Annotated in this window: 18 protein-coding genes; 15 read left to right on the forward strand and 3 right to left on the reverse strand. The window is 71.8% G+C overall.

Annotation, left to right across the window (positions count from 1 at the left end):
- Positions 1–571: 571 nt before the first annotated feature.
- The gene (locus tag ACFYPR_RS07140) at positions 572–1,480 is read right to left on the reverse strand and encodes a cyclase family protein (protein ID WP_387258928.1); all 909 of its coding nucleotides are present in this window, start codon (positions 1,478–1,480) and stop codon (positions 572–574) included.
- A 371-nt stretch (positions 1,481–1,851) separates the two neighbouring features.
- On the opposite strand from ACFYPR_RS07140, the gene mfd reads away from it, so the two are divergent.
- From mfd to ACFYPR_RS07160, 4 genes are all read left to right on the forward strand, one after another.
- Entirely contained in the window at positions 1,852–5,493 is a 3,642-nt protein-coding gene (gene mfd / locus ACFYPR_RS07145) for a transcription-repair coupling factor (protein WP_387258930.1), read from the forward strand.
- A gap of 116 nt (positions 5,494–5,609) precedes the next feature.
- Positions 5,610–6,377 carry a hypothetical protein gene (locus ACFYPR_RS07150; protein ID WP_355062953.1) on the forward strand — a complete coding sequence of 256 codons (768 nt, stop codon included), beginning with the start codon at positions 5,610–5,612 and terminating at the stop codon, positions 6,375–6,377.
- A gap of 2 nt (positions 6,378–6,379) precedes the next feature.
- A complete protein-coding gene (locus ACFYPR_RS07155; RefSeq protein ID WP_355062955.1) occupies positions 6,380–7,384 on the forward strand; it encodes a nucleoside triphosphate pyrophosphohydrolase in 1,005 nt (334 codons plus the stop codon).
- A 90-nt stretch (positions 7,385–7,474) separates the two neighbouring features.
- Positions 7,475–9,094, forward strand: coding sequence for a DUF885 domain-containing protein (locus tag ACFYPR_RS07160; protein WP_355062957.1), 1,620 nt, complete (start codon positions 7,475–7,477; stop codon positions 9,092–9,094).
- 19 nt (positions 9,095–9,113) lie between these two features.
- On the opposite strand, the gene ACFYPR_RS07165 is transcribed toward ACFYPR_RS07160, so the two are convergent.
- On the reverse strand, positions 9,114–9,806 hold the full coding sequence (locus tag ACFYPR_RS07165; protein WP_387178487.1) for a hypothetical protein: 693 nt from the start codon (positions 9,804–9,806) through the stop codon (positions 9,114–9,116).
- Between the two features lie 213 nt (positions 9,807–10,019).
- On the opposite strand from ACFYPR_RS07165, the gene eno reads away from it, so the two are divergent.
- From eno to ACFYPR_RS07190, 5 genes are all read left to right on the forward strand, one after another.
- Complete coding sequence (gene eno, locus ACFYPR_RS07170; RefSeq protein ID WP_355132839.1) at positions 10,020–11,303, forward strand: phosphopyruvate hydratase; 1,284 nt, start codon at positions 10,020–10,022, stop codon at positions 11,301–11,303.
- A 78-nt stretch (positions 11,304–11,381) separates the two neighbouring features.
- On the forward strand, positions 11,382–12,020 hold the full coding sequence (locus ACFYPR_RS07175; protein WP_387258932.1) for a septum formation initiator family protein: 639 nt from the start codon (positions 11,382–11,384) through the stop codon (positions 12,018–12,020).
- A 34-nt stretch (positions 12,021–12,054) separates the two neighbouring features.
- The gene (locus ACFYPR_RS07180) at positions 12,055–12,612 is read left to right on the forward strand and encodes a DUF501 domain-containing protein (protein ID WP_354854148.1); all 558 of its coding nucleotides are present in this window, start codon (positions 12,055–12,057) and stop codon (positions 12,610–12,612) included.
- Positions 12,609–13,130, forward strand: a complete 522-nt coding sequence (locus tag ACFYPR_RS07185; RefSeq protein ID WP_234584104.1) for an amino-acid N-acetyltransferase — start codon at positions 12,609–12,611, stop codon at positions 13,128–13,130. The genes ACFYPR_RS07180 and ACFYPR_RS07185 overlap by 4 nt, the downstream gene beginning before the upstream one ends.
- A 35-nt stretch (positions 13,131–13,165) precedes the next feature.
- Positions 13,166–14,107, forward strand: a complete 942-nt coding sequence (locus tag ACFYPR_RS07190; protein WP_355062961.1) for a Ppx/GppA phosphatase family protein — start codon at positions 13,166–13,168, stop codon at positions 14,105–14,107.
- Positions 14,108–14,249: 142 nt separating this feature from the next.
- Here the strand turns inward: ACFYPR_RS07190 and ACFYPR_RS07195 are convergent, their stop codons facing one another.
- Complete coding sequence (locus tag ACFYPR_RS07195; RefSeq protein WP_354854151.1) at positions 14,250–14,444, reverse strand: DNA-binding protein; 195 nt, start codon at positions 14,442–14,444, stop codon at positions 14,250–14,252.
- A gap of 99 nt (positions 14,445–14,543) precedes the next feature.
- Between ACFYPR_RS07195 and ACFYPR_RS07200 the strand changes: the two genes are divergently transcribed.
- From ACFYPR_RS07200 to ACFYPR_RS07225, 6 genes are all read left to right on the forward strand, one after another.
- A complete protein-coding gene (locus tag ACFYPR_RS07200) occupies positions 14,544–14,909 on the forward strand; it encodes a hypothetical protein (RefSeq protein ID WP_355062963.1) in 366 nt (121 codons plus the stop codon).
- Between the two features lie 138 nt (positions 14,910–15,047).
- A complete protein-coding gene (locus ACFYPR_RS07205; RefSeq protein WP_007455685.1) occupies positions 15,048–15,380 on the forward strand; it encodes a PadR family transcriptional regulator in 333 nt (110 codons plus the stop codon).
- Complete coding sequence (locus tag ACFYPR_RS07210; protein WP_355062965.1) at positions 15,377–16,390, forward strand: HAAS signaling domain-containing protein; 1,014 nt, start codon at positions 15,377–15,379, stop codon at positions 16,388–16,390. The genes ACFYPR_RS07205 and ACFYPR_RS07210 overlap by 4 nt, the downstream gene beginning before the upstream one ends.
- A 130-nt stretch (positions 16,391–16,520) precedes the next feature.
- Entirely contained in the window at positions 16,521–17,027 is a 507-nt protein-coding gene (locus ACFYPR_RS07215; RefSeq protein ID WP_355062967.1) for a hypothetical protein, read from the forward strand.
- A 211-nt stretch (positions 17,028–17,238) separates the two neighbouring features.
- A complete protein-coding gene (locus tag ACFYPR_RS07220; RefSeq protein ID WP_354854158.1) occupies positions 17,239–17,925 on the forward strand; it encodes a dienelactone hydrolase family protein in 687 nt (228 codons plus the stop codon).
- Positions 17,918–18,658: a uracil-DNA glycosylase gene (locus ACFYPR_RS07225; protein WP_387258936.1), complete on the forward strand. Its 741-nt coding sequence runs from the start codon at positions 17,918–17,920 to the stop codon at positions 18,656–18,658. The genes ACFYPR_RS07220 and ACFYPR_RS07225 overlap by 8 nt, the downstream gene beginning before the upstream one ends.
- The last annotated feature ends 4 nt before the right edge of the window (positions 18,659–18,662 follow it).

Consider the following 18,662-nt stretch of genomic DNA (forward strand, 5'->3'; position numbering starts at 1 on the left):
ATTCAACCTGTTTGCGGCATTTCCCGGCGAGCGGCGAAGGTGAGCAATTTTCTTCAAGACCGTCCGGGGTGCCTCTCGCAAGGATGGTCCCCGTTGGTCCGGAAGCCACCCGTCCGGGGTGGCCGGATCGGGGCACGCGGGCCTATTCGGGGAGGTCCGACGCCTGGGCCGGACCTGTCGCGGGCCGCTTCGTGCGCGCCTGAAGGAGCGCCCCAGGACGATCTTGTGCCGGTCCTCCGCGACCGTCTCCGTCCAGCCGTGGTTCTCCACGATGCAGCGCACCTGGTAGATCAGCATTCCGTCCGGATGCCCCAGCACCCGCCACCGGGCGGGCGTTGTGTGGCGACGCGGATCACTGCCGACTCCCTCAGCGGGCATCGTCCCCCCTTGGCACGGCGACCTCGTCACTACCCGGCTCGATTCTGGTCACTCGCCAACCCCTGGTCCACCCCGAGCGGCGGATCGCTCCGACCCGGCTCTGCGGGTTCGTCCGGCCGGTGCCGGCCGACCTGGGCCGGTTCGGTCGCCAGGCTCGTCGGCCGGGGTCCGCGGGTCGGAGAGTTGGCGTGGATCAGGGATTGACGACGGCGAAGGCGCGGACCGGGAAGGTGCCCATGCCGGCCACCATCGGTGGGGCCGCGGTGAAGCGGAACCCGCTCGGCGGCAGCGCCCCGAGGCCGGTCAGGTGCTCCACGATCGGGACCCCGGCGGCGAGCAGAATGCTGTGCGCGGGGCGTACGCCTCCGGCCGCGGGGCTCATGTCGTCGATGTTGATCGAGTCGATGCCGACCAGGGCCGCGCCGGCGTCGACCAGCGACTGGGCGGCGTCCCCGGTCAGGTACGGCGCCTCCGGCCCGCCGTACCGCTCGGTGCCGAAATGCGCATCCCACCCGGTGTGCAGCAGCACCGCGCGCCCGGCCACCTCGTACGGGGCCAGCATCAGCCGGTCCACGGCTCGGGTGCCGGCCGGTACGCGGACCAGCACCCCGGGCAGGTCGGCGAGGCGGTCCAGCGACACCCCGGTCAGGTCGTCGCCGCCTGACCAGCGGTGGGCGGGAGTGTCCACGTACGTGCCGGTGTTGGCGATCATGTCGATCCGGGCCACGTGGAACTCGGTGCCCGGCGCGTACCGCTCGCGGGATGCCGCGAAGGTCAACCAGTCGGTGAGCCGCGGAGCGGGCCACCCCGGCAGGGTGGTCATCCCGTCGCGGATCACGTGGCTCAGCTCGACCAGCCGGCGATCGGTGCCGGAGGCGTCGACGCCCCGGCCGCCCTTGTGCGGCTCCTCGATGATCGTCTTCGCGCTGATCCGGACCTCGGCGACCATCAGCAGCCCGAGGTGCCGGACGAACAACGCCGCCAGATCGTCGTCGGTGATCTCCCGACCCGGAATGTCCAGCCGGAAGCCCTCGGTGCGCAGCCCGCCGCCGTTGGCGAAGCTCACCTCCGCGTCGAACTGTGCGCGCCACTGCTCACCCATCCCGAAACCCGACCACGCCTGCCGGCGGCGGTCAAGATCTTTCCCGTTTCCGACCGCCTCGGGGCCCGGTCAGCGCTCGCCCGCCGCCCTCTGCGGCAAGATCCGCACAACATCAGGGAAGTTGCTGCCTCCCACGCCCCGGAAGCAACTTCCGGGAAGTTGCGTGGATCTTGGGACGAGGGGTGGCCTGCGCGGGAGCGGACCCGGGCCGGGGTGCGGACCCGGGCCGGGGGTGCGCGGCGCGGGGCGACGCGACCTGGGCGGAAGGGGGTGGCTGTCGGTCGACGGGGATAGGCTTGTTGGCGTGCACCCCCCGTCCGGCTGGACGAGGGGCCGCCGTGGTGTGCGCCGACTCCCCTGGAAGGATTCCCTTGCTCACCGGTCTGTTCTCCGCCGCCCTGGCCGACCCCGGGCTGACCCGGGCGCGTGACCTGGCGCGCTCCGGTGCCGCCCAGGTCGACGGCCTCGACATCACCGCTCCGGCGGCGCTGCGCCCGTTCGCGGTGGCCGCCGTCGCGGCCGACCCCGACGGCGCCGGTGGCGGGGCCGGGCGACCCGTGCTTGCGGTGACCGCCACCACCCGGGAGGCCGACGACCTGGCCGCCGCGCTGGGTGCGCTGCTGCCGCCGGAGCAGGTGGTGGTCTTCCCCTCCTGGGAGACGCTGCCGCACGAGCGGCTCTCTCCCCGCTCCGACACGGTGGGCCGCCGGCTGGCCGTGCTGCGCCGCCTCGCGCACCCCGAGTCGACCGACGCGCACGGCGGCACCGGGCCGCTGCGGGTGGTCGTGGCACCCGTCCGTTCACTGCTGCAACCGCAGCTCAAGGGGCTCGGTGACCTGGAGCCGGTGCAGCTCGCCGCTGGCGAGGAGGCGGACCTGGAGGAGGTCGCCCGCCGGCTGACCGACATGGCGTACGCCCGCGTCGACCTGGTCACCAAGCGCGGCGAGTTCGCGGTGCGCGGCGGCATCCTGGACGTCTTCCCGCCCACCGACGAGCACCCGTCCCGGGTCGAGTTCTGGGGCGACGAGGTGGAGGAGATCCGCACCTTCGCCGTCGCCGACCAGCGGACCATCGAGCAGGTTCCGCTGCTCTGGGCGCCGCCCTGCCGCGAGTTGCTGCTCACCCCGGCGGTCCGCGAGCGGGCCGCCGCGCTGGCCGAGCAGCACCCGGAGCTGGCCGAGATCCTGGACAAGCTGGCCGAGGGCATCCCGGTGGAGGGGATGGAGTCGCTGGCGCCGGTGCTGGTCGGCCCCGACTCGCTGGAGCTGCTGCTGGACGCCATGCCGGCCGGCACCCACGTCCTGCTGTGCGACCCGGAGCGCATCCGCACGAGGGCGCACGACCTGGTGCGTACCTCGGAGGAGTTCTTGCAGGCCAGCTGGGCCGCCGCCGCAGTCGGTGGCCAGGCCCCGGTGGACGTCGGCGCCGCCGCCTTCCGCACCCTGAGCGAGGTCCGCGCCACCGCCGCCGACCTCGGCCAGCCGTGGTGGACGCTGTCCCCGTTCGGTCTGGGTGAAGCCGAGACGGCGCAGGCGCGCCAGCCCTGGGAGGACGCGCCCGAGCAGGCCGTGGTCACCCCGGACGACGCCATCGCGGTGACCCTCGCCGCGCAGCCGGCCCCGCTCTACCACGGCGAGACCGCGCGGGTGGTCGACGACCTCAAGCGCTGGGCCGGCGAGGGCTGGTCGATCGCGCTGGTCTTCGAGGGGCACGGCCCCGCCCAGCGGGCGGTGGAGGTGCTGCGCGACGCCGGGCTGGGCGCCCGGCTGACCGAGGAGGTGCCGACCGCGCCCGCCCCCGGTGAGCTGGTCGTCTCCTGCGGCGCGCTGGGCAGTGGGTTCGTCGACGAGGCGTCCCGTTTCGTGCTGCTCACCGGCAACGACGTCACCGGCGGTCGGGGCACCTCGACGCGCGACATGCGCAAGATGCCGAGCCGCCGGCGCAACACCATCGACCCGCTGGAGCTCAAGGCCGGCGACTTCGTGGTGCACGAGCAGCACGGCATCGGCCGGTACGTCGAGCTGGTGCAGCGCACCGTCAACGGCGCCAGCCGGGAATACCTGGTCATCGAGTACGCGGCCAGCAAGCGTGGCCAGCCCGGCGACCGGCTGTTCGTCCCGACCGACCAGCTCGACCAGCTCTCCCGCTACGTGGGCGGCGAGCAGCCGACGCTGCACAAGATGGGCGGCTCGGACTGGCAGAAGTCCAAGGCGCGGGCTCGCAAGGCGGTCCGGGAGATCGCCGCGCAGCTCATCCAGCTGTACGCCGCCCGCAAGGCGTCCAAGGGCCACTCGTTCGGCCCGGACACCCCGTGGCAGCGGGAGTTGGAGGACGCGTTCCCGTGGCAGGAGACGCCGGACCAGCTCGCCGCTATCGACGAGGTCAAGCGGGACATGGAACAGACCGTCCCGATGGACCGGCTGATCTGCGGCGACGTCGGCTACGGCAAGACCGAGATCGCGGTCCGGGCGGCGTTCAAGGCCGTGCAGGACGGCAAGCAGGTGGCGGTGCTGGTGCCGACGACGCTGCTGGTGCAGCAGCACTACAACACGTTCGCCGAGCGGATGAGCCAGTTCCCGGTGCAGATCCGGCAGCTGTCGCGGTTCCAGACCCCGAAGGAGACCGAGCGGACGCTGGAGATGGTCGCCGACGGCACCGTCGACATCGTCATCGGCACCCACCGGCTGCTCCAGACCGCGACCCGGTTCAAGCAGCTCGGTCTGGTGATCGTCGACGAGGAGCAGCGGTTCGGCGTCGAGCACAAGGAGCACCTCAAGACGCTGCGGGCCTCGGTCGACGTGCTGAGCATGTCGGCCACCCCGATCCCGCGCACCCTGGAGATGGCGATCACCGGCATCCGGGAGATGTCCACCATCGCCACCCCGCCGGAGGAGCGGCACCCGGTGCTCACCTTCGTCGGCGCGCAGGACGACCGGCAGGTCGCCGCGTCCATCCACCGTGAGCTGCTTCGCGACGGGCAGGTCTTCTACCTGCACAACCGGGTCGAGTCGATCGACCGGGCGGCACGGCGGCTGCGGGAACTGGTCCCCGAGGCGCGGGTCGCGGTGGCGCACGGCCAGATGGGCGAGGAAGCCCTGGAGAAGGTCATGGTCGGCTTCTGGGAGAAGGAGTTCGACGTCCTGGTCTGCACCACGATCGTCGAGTCGGGCATCGACATCCCGAACGCCAACACCCTGATCGTGGAGCGGGCCGACCTGCTCGGTCTGGCCCAGCTGCACCAGATCCGCGGCCGGGTCGGCCGGGGTCGGGAGCGGGCGTACGCCTACTTCCTCTACCCGCCGGAGAAGCCGCTCACCGAGCACGCCCACGAGCGGCTGGCCACCATCGCGCAGCACACCGAGCTGGGCGCCGGCATGTACGTGGCCATGAAGGACCTGGAGATCCGGGGCGCCGGCAACCTGCTCGGCGGCGAGCAGTCGGGGCACATCGAGGGCGTCGGCTTCGACCTGTACGTGCGCATGGTCGGCGAGGCCGTCTCCGCGTTCAAGGGTGAGCGGCCGGAGGAGGAGGCCGACGTCAAGATCGACCTGCCGATCGACGCCCACCTGCCGCACGACTACGTGAGTGTGGAGCGGCTGCGCCTGGAGATGTACCGCAAGCTCGCCGAGGCACGCGACGAGGAGCGTCTGCGCGAGGTCGTCGCCGAGATGACCGACCGGTACGGCGAGCCGCCGGCCCCGGTGCAGAACCTGGTGGCGGTGGCCCGGTTCCGCCTGCTGGCCCGCCGGTACGGCCTGAGCGACGTGACCATGCAGGGCAAGCACATCCGGTTCGGGCCGCTGCCGCTGCCCGACTCGAAGCAGATGCGGCTCAAGCGCTACCACCCGGACGCCGTCTACAAGCAGGCCACCGACCAGGTCAGCGTGCCCCGACCGACCACCCGTCGGATCGGCGGCGAGCCGCTGCGTGACCAGGCGCTGCTCGAGTGGTGCGCGCAATTGCTCTCCGACGTGCTGGGCGCCCCCGCCCCGCTGGTCGCCGCGGCCGGGTGAGCACGGCGCTTCCGTCGTACCCCCAGGTGCGGGTGCGTCGGAGTCGCCGTGCCGAGCGCGCGGGTGGAGGTGGGGGGCGTCACAGCGCCCGGTGATGGCGTGAGAGAGTGACGGTCATGCGTGCTCGCCGTCTTGTCGCCGTCGCCACCGTGGCGGTCGGCATCGTCGCCCTCTCCGGTTGCCGTGCCGAGCCCGGTGTCGCCGCCTACGTCGGGGATCACCGCATCACCCAGGATGCGGTGACCGCCATGCTGGACGACCTGCGGGCGAAGAACCCGACGCCCCCGGCGAACGACCCGTCCGCCGCTGAACAGCCCCGGCTGCCCGGCCCGGCCGAGGTGACAAGCGTGCTGGTGCTGGGCGAGGTGTGCGGGCGGGTGTCCAAGGAGAAGAACTACCAGCCGCGGGCCCAGGTGTCGCCCGAGCAGGCCGCCCAGCAGTTCGGGCTCTCGCCCGACACCCGGTACGTGCGCTCGGTCGCCGAGCTCTACACCTGCCTGTCCGGGGTGCCGTCCGGCGAGGCGGTCGCCCCGACCGACAAGGAGCTGGCCGACGTGATCGCGGCGGGTCGCAAGGCCGCCAAGATTCCGGCAAACGTGAGCGACGAGGACGCCGCCCGTCAGCTCGACGGCGAGCAGTCGCGCGACCAGTTGCGCGCCGCGCTCGCGACCCGCAGGTCGCTGGTCGAGGCGGTCGAGAGCCACGACGTGACCGTCAACCCCCGGTACCGGCCGCTGGAGTTCCCGGTGCTGACCTTCGAGGGCAACGCTCCCGCGGTGAGCGTGCCGCTGGGCGAGGCGGGCTCCGGAACGGTCACCGACGTCTCCACCCCGGACGCCGTGCCGTCGAGCCCCAACCCGGCCGCCGAGGGCACGGCCAGCTGAGCATGACGGCACGGATCGTCCTGCTGGTCACCTCACCCCGGTTGCCGGCCGGCCTGCTGACCTCGGCCGCCTGGGACGCCGTACGCCAGCATCCGGTCCTGGCCGGCGCGGAGAGCGAGTTGACCACGGCCGTGCGTCAGGCGGGCGCCGAGGTGAGGATCGTGGACGGCCCGGCGACGCAGCCGCTGCTCGACACGGTCGCGGCGCACGGCACGGCGGTCTGGTTGGCCGGCCCGGCCGGCGACGAGGCCCTGGCCCGGGAGCTGGGTCTGCGGCTGGCCCGGGAGCCGGGGCTTGCCGAGATGGAGCTGATGTACGGCTCGTGGGACCCGCCGGGGGCCCGGCTGCTCGACGCGGTGGCCGTACTGGACCGGCTGGCCTCGCCGGGCGGCGACCCGTGGAAACGGGCGCAGACGCACCGCAGCCTCGCGGGCTACCTGCTGGAGGAGAGCTACGAGGCGTACGACGCGATGGTCGCGGACGACACCGACTCGTTACGTGAGGAGTTGGGCGACGTGCTGCTGCAGGTGGTCCTGCACGCCCGGCTCGCGGAGGAGCTGCCCGAGGGCGAGCGGTGGACCATCGACGACGTGGCGGGTGGCCTGGTCGACAAGATGATCCGGCGCAATCCGCACGTCTTCGCCGGCGCCGAGGCGGGCACGCTGGAGGAGATCACCGCCAACTGGGAGCGGATCAAGCGGGTCGAGAAGGCGCGCGATTCCGTCCTGGACGGTGTGGCGCTGAGCCAACCCGCCCTGGCCCTGGCCGCGCAGATCCTGGAACGCGCCACCCGCAACGGCATCGAGGTCCCACCTCCGCTGGCCGCCACGCAGGTGGACGCCGAAGCGAGACTGGGCGCGAGCCTGCTGGCAACCGTCGTCGCGGCCCGCGAGGCGGGTATCGACCCCGAAGCGGCCCTCCGCCGGGCCACCCTGGCCTACGCCCAAGCCGTCCGAGCCGCCGAAACCCAGCCCGCACCCCCACCCCCACCCGTCGACCCGCGGTGATCAAGAGGTTCGCGTCAGGATCCGGCTCGGATCTGACCCAAACCTCTTGATCACCGAGGTGGGCGCGGGGGGCTGGGTAGGGTGGGGCCGGTGGAGGAGTTTGGGGTACTCGCGGAGCGGGTTGTTGAGGCTCTGCTGGAGTCGCGGCCGGGGGTTGCCACCTCGGCGGGCGATCATCGGTTCGACGACCGGCTGCCGGATCTGTCCGCCGACGCGCTGGCCGCCGATCGGGTGATGCTCTCCGACGCGGCGAACGCGCTGTCCGAACTGGACCCCGACTCGCTGGACGTCGACGAGCAGGTGGATCACGCGCTGCTCACCTCCTTCGTGGACCGGGAGCTGTTCGAGCTCACCGAGATCCGGTCGCACGAGTGGGATCCGCTGCACCACAATCCCGGTCCGCTGCTGCACCCGCTGCTGGCCCGTCCGTACGCCCCGGCCGAGGTGCGGTTGACGCAGTTGGCCGGCCGGCTCGCCGCCGTACCGGATGCCCTCGCCACCGCCCGCGCGACGCTGCGGGACATGCCGCGGATCCACGCCGAGACGGCGGTCGGGCAGTTCACCGGCACGGCCGCGCTGATCCGCGACGAGCTGCCGCCGCTGATCGCCCAGGCGCCGGGCAGCCTCGACAAGGTCGAGCCGGCGGCCACCGCCGCGATCGCCGCGCTGGAGGAGTTCGTCGCCTGGCTGCGCGTCGGCCTGGCCGCCGACGCGGGCCCCGGCCGCGACCCGCGACTGGGCCGCCGCCGCTGGGAGGCGCGGCTCTGGCACACCCTCGACACCGAGCTGGGAGCCGCCGAGATTCAGCGCCGCGCCTGGGCCAACCTGGACCGGGTCACCGCGGAGATCCGTGCGGCGGCCGTCGAGCTGGTCGGCGGGCCGGCCGAGGACGCGACGGTACGCCGGGCGCTGGACGTGCTCGCCGCCGAGCACCCGGACGACTCGACAATCGTCGAGCTGGCCGGCGTGACCCTGGACGAGGCGACCGACTTCGTCCGCCTGCACGACCTGGTGACAGTGGTCGACGACCGGTGCGTGATCCAGGAGATGCCGGAGTTCGCCCGGGGGGTCGCGGTGGCCTACTGCGACGCGCCCGGCCCGCTGGAGACCGCCGCCCTGCCGACCTTCTACTGCATCGCGCCCACCCCGGCGGACTGGTCGGCGCTGCGCGTGGACTCCTTCTACCGCGAGTACAACGACCACATGGTCCGCAACCTCACCGTGCACGAGGCGATGCCCGGCCATTTCCTGCAGCTCGCCCACGCCCGGCGTCACGTCGGCGGCACGAGGGTGCGGGCGCTGGCCCGCTCCGGCCCGTTCGTCGAGGGATGGGCGGTGTACGCCGAGGAGCTGATGGCCGGGCTCGGCTTCGGTGGCCTGCCGGTGCGGTTGCAGCAGCTCAAGATGCAGCTCCGGATGACCATCAACGCGCTGCTCGACCAGTTGGTGCACGCCGAGGAGCTGCCCGAGGCCGAGGCGATGGCGCTCATGACCGGGCGCGGCTTCCAGGAGGAGGGCGAGGCGGCCGGCAAGTGGCGCCGGTCGCTGCTCACCTCGACGCAGCTCTCCACCTACTTCGTGGGGTACAGCGAGATGGCCGAGATCGCCGCAGCCCGCCCGGACGGGGTGTCGGTGCGCGACTGGCACGACGCGATGCTCGCCCAGGACTGCCCGCCCCCGCGCCACCTGCGCACCCTGCTGGGCATCTGACCCGGCTCGGTCGAGCCGGTCAGGAGCCGCCCGGCCGACGGTCCACCACGCCGGCTCCGGCGGGCGGGTCGAAGGCGTTCTTCTCCACCGTCTCGGAGTAACTGGTCAACGCCAGCTCCATCGGTTTGCCGTCGACCGCGCCGAGGAAGCTGCCGAGCACGCCCTCGGTGGTCACGCAGGCGCTGAAGTCGCCGTCCGAGCGCTGCACCTCGACGCACGCGGCGTGGTGCCCGGCGACTGTGGTGTCGCTCTGCTTGATCACCGCCTGCGGGTCGAGTGCGGCGGCGGTCAGCAGCCCGACCACCACCGGCGGGGTGACGAGACCCTGCCGGTTCGCCTCGGTGAAGAGCGCCACGGTGGGCTTGGTGCCCGGGGTGGGTGGCGCCACGAGCGTGCACGCCATCCGACCGCCGGTCGACGCGCAGCGGGTGACGGCGTCCGGCGTGACGGTGAGCCGCCCACCCGGGTAGGTGTACGCGGAGCGGGCCGGATCCTGCGCCTGCACGATCGCGGCGCTCTGGCCGCCGGGCAGTTGGTAGTCGGCCGAGTAGGTCAACTCCAGCGCCCGGTCCAGGCGGGCGGCGAGGTCGTTGACGAGATCCGAGCGACCCATGGCGGTGCCGGCGTCCTCGTATGTCTGACAGCCGGTGACCGTGAGCGACGCGATGACCGACACGGCGAGCATGCGGAGGGTGGTCGAGGCGGCGGGCATGACGACCAGCCTGGTGGATCAAGTCGGCGCAGCGCAAACCCGTTGCCGGTTGACGCCCGGAAATCCGGGAATGTCCGTCAGTGCGGGGCGACTCGGGTGCGCGGGCGACGCCGTGCCCGATCCCGCCGCCCGATACGCTGCGTTCAACACCTGCCTCAGCCGCACCGTCGCGGCCCACCCACGGACCGGATCACAACAACGAGGAGCGACTCAGTGGCAACCATCGAGGGAATCGTCGCCCGGGAGATTCTCGACTCGCGGGGCAACCCGACGGTCGAGGTCGAGGTCGGCCTGGACGACGGCACGGTGGCCCGCGCCGCAGTGCCCTCCGGCGCCTCCACCGGCGCGTTCGAGGCGATCGAGCTGCGCGACGGTGACGCCGACCGCTACCAGGGCAAGGGCGTGGAGAAGGCGGTCTCCAACGTCGAAGACAGGATCGTCGACCAGATCATCGGGTACGAGGCCAGCGAGCAGCGGCTCATCGACCAGAAGATGCTCGACATCGACGGCACCGACAGCAAGTCGGAGCTGGGCGCGAACGCCATCCTCGGGGTCTCCCTGGCGGTGGCGAAGGCGGCTGCCGGCAGCGCCGAGCTGAGCCTCTTCCGCTACCTGGGCGGCCCGAACGCGCACCTGCTGCCGGTGCCGATGATGAACATCCTCAACGGTGGCGCGCACGCCGACTCCAACGTCGACATCCAGGAGTTCATGGTCGCGCCGATCGGTGCGCCCACCTTCCGCGAGGCGCTGCGCTCGGGCGCGGAGGTCTACCACGCGCTGAAGTCGGTGCTGAAGAAGAAGGGCCTGTCGACCGGGCTCGGTGACGAGGGTGGTTTCGCGCCGAACCTGCCCACCAACGCGGCAGCCCTGGACCTGATCGCCGAGGCGGTCGAGAAGGCCGGTTACCGGCTCGGCACCGACATCGTGTTCGCCCTCGACGTGGCGGCCACGGAGTTCTTCGACAACGGCACCTACACCTTCGAGGGCGCCGCGAAGTCCGCCGAGGAGATGAGCACCTACTACACCAAGCTCGCCGACGCGTACCCGATCGTGTCGATCGAGGACCCGCTGGCGGAGGACGACTGGACGGGCTGGCAGACGCTGACCGCGTCGATCGGCGACCGGGTGCAGATCGTCGGCGACGACCTGTTCGTGACCAACCCGCAGCGCATCGCCCGCGGCATCGCGGAGAAGGCGGCCAACGCCGTCCTCGTCAAGGTCAACCAGATCGGTTCGCTGACCGAGACCCTGGACGCGGTGGACCTGGCCCACCGGGCCGGCTTCAAGTGCATGATGAGCCACCGCTCCGGCGAGACCGAGGACACCACCATCGCCGACCTGGCGGTGGCGACGGGCTGCGGCCAGATCAAGACCGGCGCGCCGGCCCGCTCGGACCGGGTCGCGAAGTACAACCAGCTGCTCCGGATCGAGGAGGAGCTGGCCGACGCGGCGCGCTACGCGGGCGCCGGCGCGTTCCCGCGCTACCGTTCGGCCTGAGACGTGGTCGGGAAGCCCCACCGCGGGGCTTCCCGGCAATCTCTGTAACGCATGGAGCCTCGGGGGAGGGGTGTGACGATGCAGCGCCGCACACCGGGTGGTCAACGTCCCGCCCGTCGACCGGGTCAGTCCGGCCGGCCGGGTGCTGGCCGGGCCACCCGTGGGTCGCTCCGGGACGCCGGCGTACGCGCCGAACCGCGCGGCGCCGCCGGTCGGGCGCCGGGCGCGGTCCGGGGCGCCGAGGGCGTGCGCTCGGCGAACCGTCCGGCCGCCGCTCGGCGTACCGCCTCGGGCGGCGCCGTGAAGCGGCTCGCCGCACCCCATCCCAATCGCTTCACCGGCCGGGCCACGGTGCTGTGCGCGGTGCTGATCGCTCTCGCCCTCGCGTACACCTATCCGGTGCGCGTCTACCTGGACCAGCAGGCCGACATCGAGCGGATGGAGGCCGCCCAGGCGGCGCAGGAGGCCGAGATCGCCAAGCTCGCCGCCGAGGCCGCGAAGTGGAAGGACGACGAGTACATCACGACGCAGGTTCGGGAGCGGTTCTTCATGGGCCGGCCGGGCGAGAAGATGATGGTGGTGCTGAACGACCCGGAGGGCGCGGCCCGCGACGCCGGGAAGTCGCCCGGCTCGGGCGCCCCGGCCGGTCCGACGACCTGGTACGACACGCTCTGGTCGAGTGTGCGGGCGGCGGACAGCCAGCAGCCGGGCAAGTGAACCACCGACCAGCACACCAGGAGAGACGAGCACCGTGACTGTCGCACCACCGCCGGAGTCGGCGGCGGATTCCGTACCCCTGCCGCAGCGGGAGCCGGCCACCGAGGCCGACCTGGCCGCGGTGGCGGCGCAGCTCGGCCGGACGCCCCGGGGCACCCGGGCGGTGGCCCACCGCTGCCCGTGCGGCCTGCCCGACGTGGTGGAGACGACGCCCCGCCTCGCCGACGGCACCCCGTTCCCGACGCTGTACTACCTGACCTGCCCCCGGGCCACCGCGGCGTGCAGCCGGTTGGAGTCGGCCGGGCTGATGCGGGAGATGGCCGACCGGCTGACGACGGATCCGGAGCTGGCCGCCCACTACCGGGCCGCGCACGAGGACTACCTGGCCCGCCGGGAGGCGATCGGCGAGGTGCCGGAGATCGCGGGCATCTCCGCCGGTGGGATGCCGGGCCGGGTGAAGTGCCTGCACGTGCACCTGGGCCACGCCCTGGGCGCCGGCCCCGGCGTGAACCCGTTCGGTGACGAGACGTTGGCGCTGGTCGAGCCCTGGTGGGCGAGCGGCCCGTGCGTCGACGTGCCCTCGACCGAATGACAGCGCAGGCCGAGGGGCAGATCCTGGTGCGGCGGGCCCGCACCGGGGACGTACGGGGCATCCGCCGCTTGGTCGACACGTACACCGACGACCGGCGGCTGCTGAGCAAGGCCACCGTCACCCTCTACGAGGACGTGCAGGAGTTCCGGGTGGCGGTCCGGCCCGACGACGGCGTCGTGGTGGGCTGCGGAGCGCTGCACGTGATGTGGGAGGACCTGGCCGAGATCCGCACGGTGGCCGTCGACCCGTCCTGCCGTGGCCAGCGGATCGGGCACCGGCTGGTGGGTGAGCTGATCGACGCGGCCCGGGAGCTGGGCGTCGCGCGGATCTTCGTGCTCACCTTCGAGACCCGGTTCTTCGGCTCGTTCGGGTTCCGCGAGATCGACGGCGCTCCGGTGCCGCAGCCGGTCTACGAGCAGCTGCTGCGCTCGTACGACGAGGGTGTCGCGGAGTTCCTGGACCTGGAGCGGGTCAAGCCGAACACGCTGGGCAACACCCGGATGCTGCTGCGCCTGTAGATTCCGCCGAAGGCTGGCTGTCGTAGGGTTGCGGAGTGACGACGCGTGTTGCGGCCATCGACTGCGGGACCAACTCGATCCGACTGCTGGTCGCCGACCTGCCCGACGAGTCGGCCGGGCCGCAGGCCCCGCTGACCGACGTGACCCGGCGGATGGAAATCGTCCGGCTCGGGCAGGGTGTGGACCGGACGGGGCGGCTGGCGCCGGAGGCGATCGAGCGGACGCGGGTGGCGCTGGCGTCGTACGCCGCCGACATCGAGAAGTTGGGCGCCCAGCGGGTGCGGATGTGCGCCACCTCGGCCTCCCGCGACGCTTTGAATGCGGCCGATTTCACCGAAATGGTGCGGGCCACCCTCGGGATCGAGCCCGAGGTGGTCAGCGGCGACGAGGAGGCCCGGCTGTCGTTCACCGGTGCGGTGCGCGGCCTGCCCGCCGACGCGTTGGAGCCGTTCCTGGTCGTCGACATCGGCGGTGGCTCCACCGAGTTCGTGGTCGGTGACCGGGCGGCCGGCGTGCGGTCGGCGATCTCCGTGGACATCGGCTGCGTCCGGATGACCGAGCGGCACCTGGCGGGCGACCCGCCGACGGCCGAGCAGATCGCCGCCGCGCAGGCCGACATCGCCGCCGTCGTGGACCGGGCGCTCGCGGCGGTGCCCGGCCGCGAGGCGGCCACCCTGGTCGGCCTCGCCGGTTCGGTCACCACAGTGGTCGCCATCGCTCAGGGCCTGCGGGAGTACGACCCGGAGCGCATCCACCACGCCCGGGTGTCGTACGAGGCGGTGGCCCAGGTGACCGCGGACCTGCTTTCGCGGACCAGCGCGCAGCGGCTGGAGATTCCGGTGATGCACCCGGGCCGGGCCGACGTGATCGCGGCGGGCGCGCTCGTGCTCCGCGTGATCATGGAGCGGGCCGGAATGCCCTCGGTGGTCGCCTCGGAGCACGACATCCTCGACGGCATCGCCTGGAGCCTCCAGTAGGCCACCCGCGTCCTTGATCGACTCCGCATCGCCGATATCGCGGTATCCGGGACACTTGGACACCCCGATATCGGCGATCTCGTGTTGATCTAAGCGCTTGGCGTCGCCTTCAGGCAGTAAGCGGCCTGAGTAGGGCCGTTCTTCAGTCTTCGTCGTCCAGATTAGGGCGGTGCACGCGGATCCAAGCCTCGATGTCCTCGGTGCGCCAGATTCGCCCCGTGGCCAACGCTTCATACGGCTCCGGCCAGTCGGGACGCTTCATGAGCTGCTCCACGCGCTGCCTGCTGACGCCCAGCCGCATCCGAATCTCGTATGCACCCATGAGATTCCGGCCCATTCCTCGGAGGCTAGACATGCCCCTACTAGTCAAGGCCCTAGTTGGGCAACACCCTACTAGGGCCTTGACTAGGGGCTACGATGCGATCACCCTTAAGTAATGGCAGCGTCCAACGTTTCCCCAGTTCACGACCGCCAGCGTCGGGCGATGCGCCCACATCTGCCGATGCGACCTCTGTGGCTGTGCCGGGTGTGCGCTGCCGCTTGGCCATGTCAGCCGGCGCGGCTGTTGTTGACCATGGAGTACCGACGTGACCGGGTCGGCCTGAGCGTCTACATGGCTGGCCTGTTGTTCGAGGCCACTGCGGATCTGATCAAGCTCAATCCGAATCCGGCGCCATCCCCGGCCGACCTGTTCGCCAGATTCGTGGGCTGGACCGCCAGGGGGGCCGAGTCTGACCCGACCAGCCCTGGGCGTCGTGCCGCTGATCCCGCAGACCGGGACGACCCCCCGCGTTCTCGATGATCGACTCAATATCGGCGATGTCGCGGTATCCCGCTGGCCGGAAGCCCCCACATCGCCGATCTGGAGTCGATCACCCGCTCGGCGCGGCGAGGGGCGGATCGTTGACGGTACTTCGCATTGCACACTAGTGTGCAATGCGTGGACACCACACAGTTGTTGAAGGGCGTGCTCGATCTGGCCGTCCTGGCCGTCCTTCGGGAGGAGGACGGCTACGGTTACGACATCCTGCGCCGGCTCCGCGAGGCCGGCCTGGAGGAGATCGGCGACGCCTCGGTCTACGGCACGCTGCGCCGTCTCTTCGCCGCCGGCCTGCTCACCACGTACGTCGTGCCGAGCGAAACCGGCCCGCACCGTAAGTACTACTCACTCAACGCCGCCGGGCGTGACCAGTTGACCCGCTCCGGCAAGCTCTGGCGCTCGTTTGCCACCACAATGGACACTCTGCTCGACGATCGGGGGCTGGCGGCATGACCGTCACGGAGCAGGAGATCACCGACTACGTGGCGCGGGTCCGGGCCGCTCTGGCCGACCTGCCGCCCGACCGGCTCACCGAGCTGACCGAGGATCTCGCCGACCATCTCACCGAGGTCGCCGCCGAGGCCGAGGGCACCCTCGTCGAGCGGCTGGGTGAGCCGGAGACGTACGCCGCCGAGCTGCGCGCCGCTGCCGGCGTCGGCGCGGGCGGTGGGCGCAACCTCGACCAGCGGGTCGCCACCGCCGTGGTCCGGCTCCGCGGCCGGCTGCGCGCGATCGACACCCGGCTCGGCCCACCCCTGGGGTACGCGACAGCCAGCGACTTCCTCCGTCTGCTGCGCCCGGGTTGGTGGGTGGTACGCGGCTATCTGGCGGCGATGCTGCTCACCGTGATCACCACGGGTGGCAGCTTCGGCGTGCTGCCCCGGTTCGGTGGTGAGCTGCTGGCCGGCCTGATCATGCTGATCGGTTTCGTACTCGCCTCGATCTGGCTCGGTCGCCGTTCGGCCCAGCTGACCCGCTGGCCGCGCTCGGCGGTGCAGGTCGGCAGTGCGGTGCTGGTGGTCTTCGCGCTCTCCGCCCTGGTGCAGGCCGAGGACCGGATGCGCTACGGCGACTACGGCATCGACCCGACGTCGATCAACGGCCCGTACGACAACGTCCGGGACGTCTTCGTCTACGACAGTGAAGGCCGGCTGGTGGAGAACGCCCGGCTGTTCGATCAGAACGGCAATCCGATCCGCCTGGGCTACCCGGGCTGCGAAGGCCGCGTCGACGAGTACGGCAACCCGCTGCTGCGCCCGTACCCGTACTGTCCGAGCCAGGCGCCCTTCGGCCCGCGCGCCCCCGGAGCGCCCGTCCCGCCGACAATCGAGCCGCAGCCGACCGACACGTCGACACCGAGCCAAACCCCGGCGGTCCCGACACCCACTCCGACCACGGCGAGCCCGAGCGTGACGCCGAGTGCCACGCCGAGTGGCGACCCGACCCCGACCGCGACGAGCTGACGGGCGATGTGAACCAGATCATGCACACGATGCTGGGAAATAGCTGAACGGACGAGGCGAGCGGGACGACGCCGGAAATCAATGATCGTTACGGTGTCGTCTGCTCATCCACCCCTCGGAAGGAACCCCCGTGTCAGAGCAGGTCGCACCGCCCCCCGCGTCCGACGCCGCGCCGCAGCAGCCGGCCGTCGAGACGCCCGCCCAGCCGGGTGTCGAGACGCCGCCCCCGGCCGAGCCGGAGGCGAAGAAGTCCGGTGGGAAGAAGGCGCTGGGCATCATCGGCGCGATCGTCGTGTTTCTCGTCGTCGCCGGCCTGAAGTTCGGTCTCGGCGCGGCGATCGGCAACTTCCTGAACAAGGACGAGACGGCCGACGCCAAGGCCGGCGACTGCATCGCGGAACTGCCCGAGATCAAGGGCGACAAGCAGCAGAAGGTCGACGGCGCCAAGGTCGTCGAGTGCACCTCCACCGACGCCGCGTACAACGTGGTCGGTCGGATCGACGGGCAGACCGAGGCCCAGGCCAAGGCCGACACCACCTGCAACGAGTTCTTCAAGGAAGGCCAGGACGGGTACGTCTTCTCCAGCATCGAGTCGGGCAAGAAGGGCTACGTGCTCTGCCTGACCAAGAAGGCCTGACCGAAAAGGTCAGACCGAGCTGGGAGACCGATGACGGCGGCGGGGGAGCGTTCCCCGCCGCCGTCGGCGTACCCCGGTCACCGTCCGGCGAACAGGAGGTGAATGCCACTGTTCCGGCGTCTTCCCGGCGGAGGCGCGGCATGGCAGGCTACCGGCACGTAGGACCACTGGGCGACCAGCCAACGATGACTGACCGCTAGGAGGACGGCCGATGGGCGACATGGTGAGCTACCGCAGCAACGGGGGTACGAGCGAGGGGTATCTCGCGATACCCGCCAGCGGCACGGCCAGCCCCGCCGTCATCGTCATTCAGGAGCGGTGGGGTCTCGTCCCGCACATCCGGTCGGTCGCGGACCGGTTCGCCGAGGCCGGCTTCGTCGCCCTCGCCCCGGACTTCTACCACGGTGAGACCACCAGCGAGCCGGACGAAGCGCAGCGTCTGCTGCTGGCGATGCGGATGGACGAGGCGGCGAAGGACATCGCCAGCGCCGCCGACTACCTCGCGGGGCGGCCGGAGGTAACCGGCAAGGTCGGCGCCGTCGGCTTCTGCGCCGGTGGCAGCCTCGCCCTCTGGTCGGCGACCCTCTCCGAGCGGATCGTCGCCACCGCCGGCTTCTATCCCGTGCTGCCCTGGGAGTCGATGCGCCCCGACTGGGTCGACTACGCCGGCAAGACGGCCGTCATCCACTGCTCCGAAGAGGACGGCACCTCGGCCGCCGAGGGTGTGCAGACCGCACGCCGGGCCATCGAGGAGGCCGGCGGCACCTGCCAGCTCTACGACTACCCGGGCACCTCGCACTCGTTCTTCAACGACGACCGGCCAGAGGCGTTCGACCAGCGTTCCGCCGCCAGCGCCTGGGCCCGCACCCTCGAACTCTTCCGGGCCAAGCTTGGCTGAGCCGCGTACGCCCGACCAGGTCGTCGCCCGCGCCGCGCGGGCGACGGACCTGGCCGACCTCGACGCGGCGGTCAGTGACTGTTTCGCCTGTCCACGGCTGGTCCGGTGGCGGGAGGAGGTGGCCCGCACCCGGCGGGCCGCCTTCCGCGACCAGGAGTACTGGGGTCGGCCGGTGCCGGGCTTCGGCCCCGCCGACGCGCGGATCGCCATCCTCGGGCTCGCGCCCGCCGCGCACGGTGGCAACCGCACCGGCCGGATCTTCACCGGCGATCGCTCGGGTGACGTGCTCTTCGCGGCCCTGCACCGGGCCGGGCTGGCGAACCAGCCGACAAGCGTCGCCGCCGACGACGGGCTGGCGCTGCACGACACCCGCATTTTCTCGGCCGTCCGCTGCGCTCCGCCGGACAACAAGCCAACCCCGGACGAGCGGGACACCTGCGCGCCCTGGCTGCACCGCGAGGTCACGCTGATCCGGCCCACCCTGCGCGTCGTGGTCGCGCTGGGCGCGTTCGCCTGGGCCGCGTGGTGGCCGGTGCTGCGCCAGGTGTACGGGCAGCGCCCGCCCAGCCCGCGACCGGCGTTCGGTCATGGGGCACACTGGTCCGGCGCGGCCGTGCCGGAGTTGCTCGGTTGCTACCACGTCAGCCAGCAGAACACCTTCACCGGGCGGCTGACACCGGGGATGTTGGACGATGTCTTCGGCCGGGCCAAGCAGCTGGCCGAAGTGGACTGAGAAC

The sequence above is a fragment of the Micromonospora sp. NPDC005254 genome (assembly GCF_042872525.1).
Lineage (GTDB): Bacteria > Actinomycetota > Actinomycetes > Mycobacteriales > Micromonosporaceae > Micromonospora.

Excerpts from the sequence above, each read along its gene's own strand:
- ACFYPR_RS07195 (WP_354854151.1), bottom strand. The coding sequence starts at position 14,444 with ATGGGCCGGAATCTCATGGGTGCATACGAGATTCGGATGCGGCTGGGC.
- ACFYPR_RS07185 (WP_234584104.1), top strand. The coding sequence starts at position 12,609 with ATGACAGCGCAGGCCGAGGGGCAGATCCTGGTGCGGCGGGCCCGCACC.
- ACFYPR_RS07165 (WP_387178487.1), bottom strand. The coding sequence starts at position 9,806 with ATGCCCGCCGCCTCGACCACCCTCCGCATGCTCGCCGTGTCGGTCATC.
- ACFYPR_RS07175 (WP_387258932.1), top strand. The coding sequence starts at position 11,382 with ATGCAGCGCCGCACACCGGGTGGTCAACGTCCCGCCCGTCGACCGGGT.
- ACFYPR_RS07210 (WP_355062965.1), top strand. The coding sequence starts at position 15,377 with ATGACCGTCACGGAGCAGGAGATCACCGACTACGTGGCGCGGGTCCGG.
- ACFYPR_RS07220 (WP_354854158.1), top strand. The coding sequence starts at position 17,239 with ATGGGCGACATGGTGAGCTACCGCAGCAACGGGGGTACGAGCGAGGGG.
- ACFYPR_RS07200 (WP_355062963.1), top strand. The coding sequence starts at position 14,544 with ATGGCAGCGTCCAACGTTTCCCCAGTTCACGACCGCCAGCGTCGGGCG.
- ACFYPR_RS07155 (WP_355062955.1), top strand. The coding sequence starts at position 6,380 with ATGACGGCACGGATCGTCCTGCTGGTCACCTCACCCCGGTTGCCGGCC.
- ACFYPR_RS07140 (WP_387258928.1), bottom strand. The coding sequence starts at position 1,480 with ATGGGTGAGCAGTGGCGCGCACAGTTCGACGCGGAGGTGAGCTTCGCC.
- ACFYPR_RS07150 (WP_355062953.1), top strand. The coding sequence starts at position 5,610 with ATGCGTGCTCGCCGTCTTGTCGCCGTCGCCACCGTGGCGGTCGGCATC.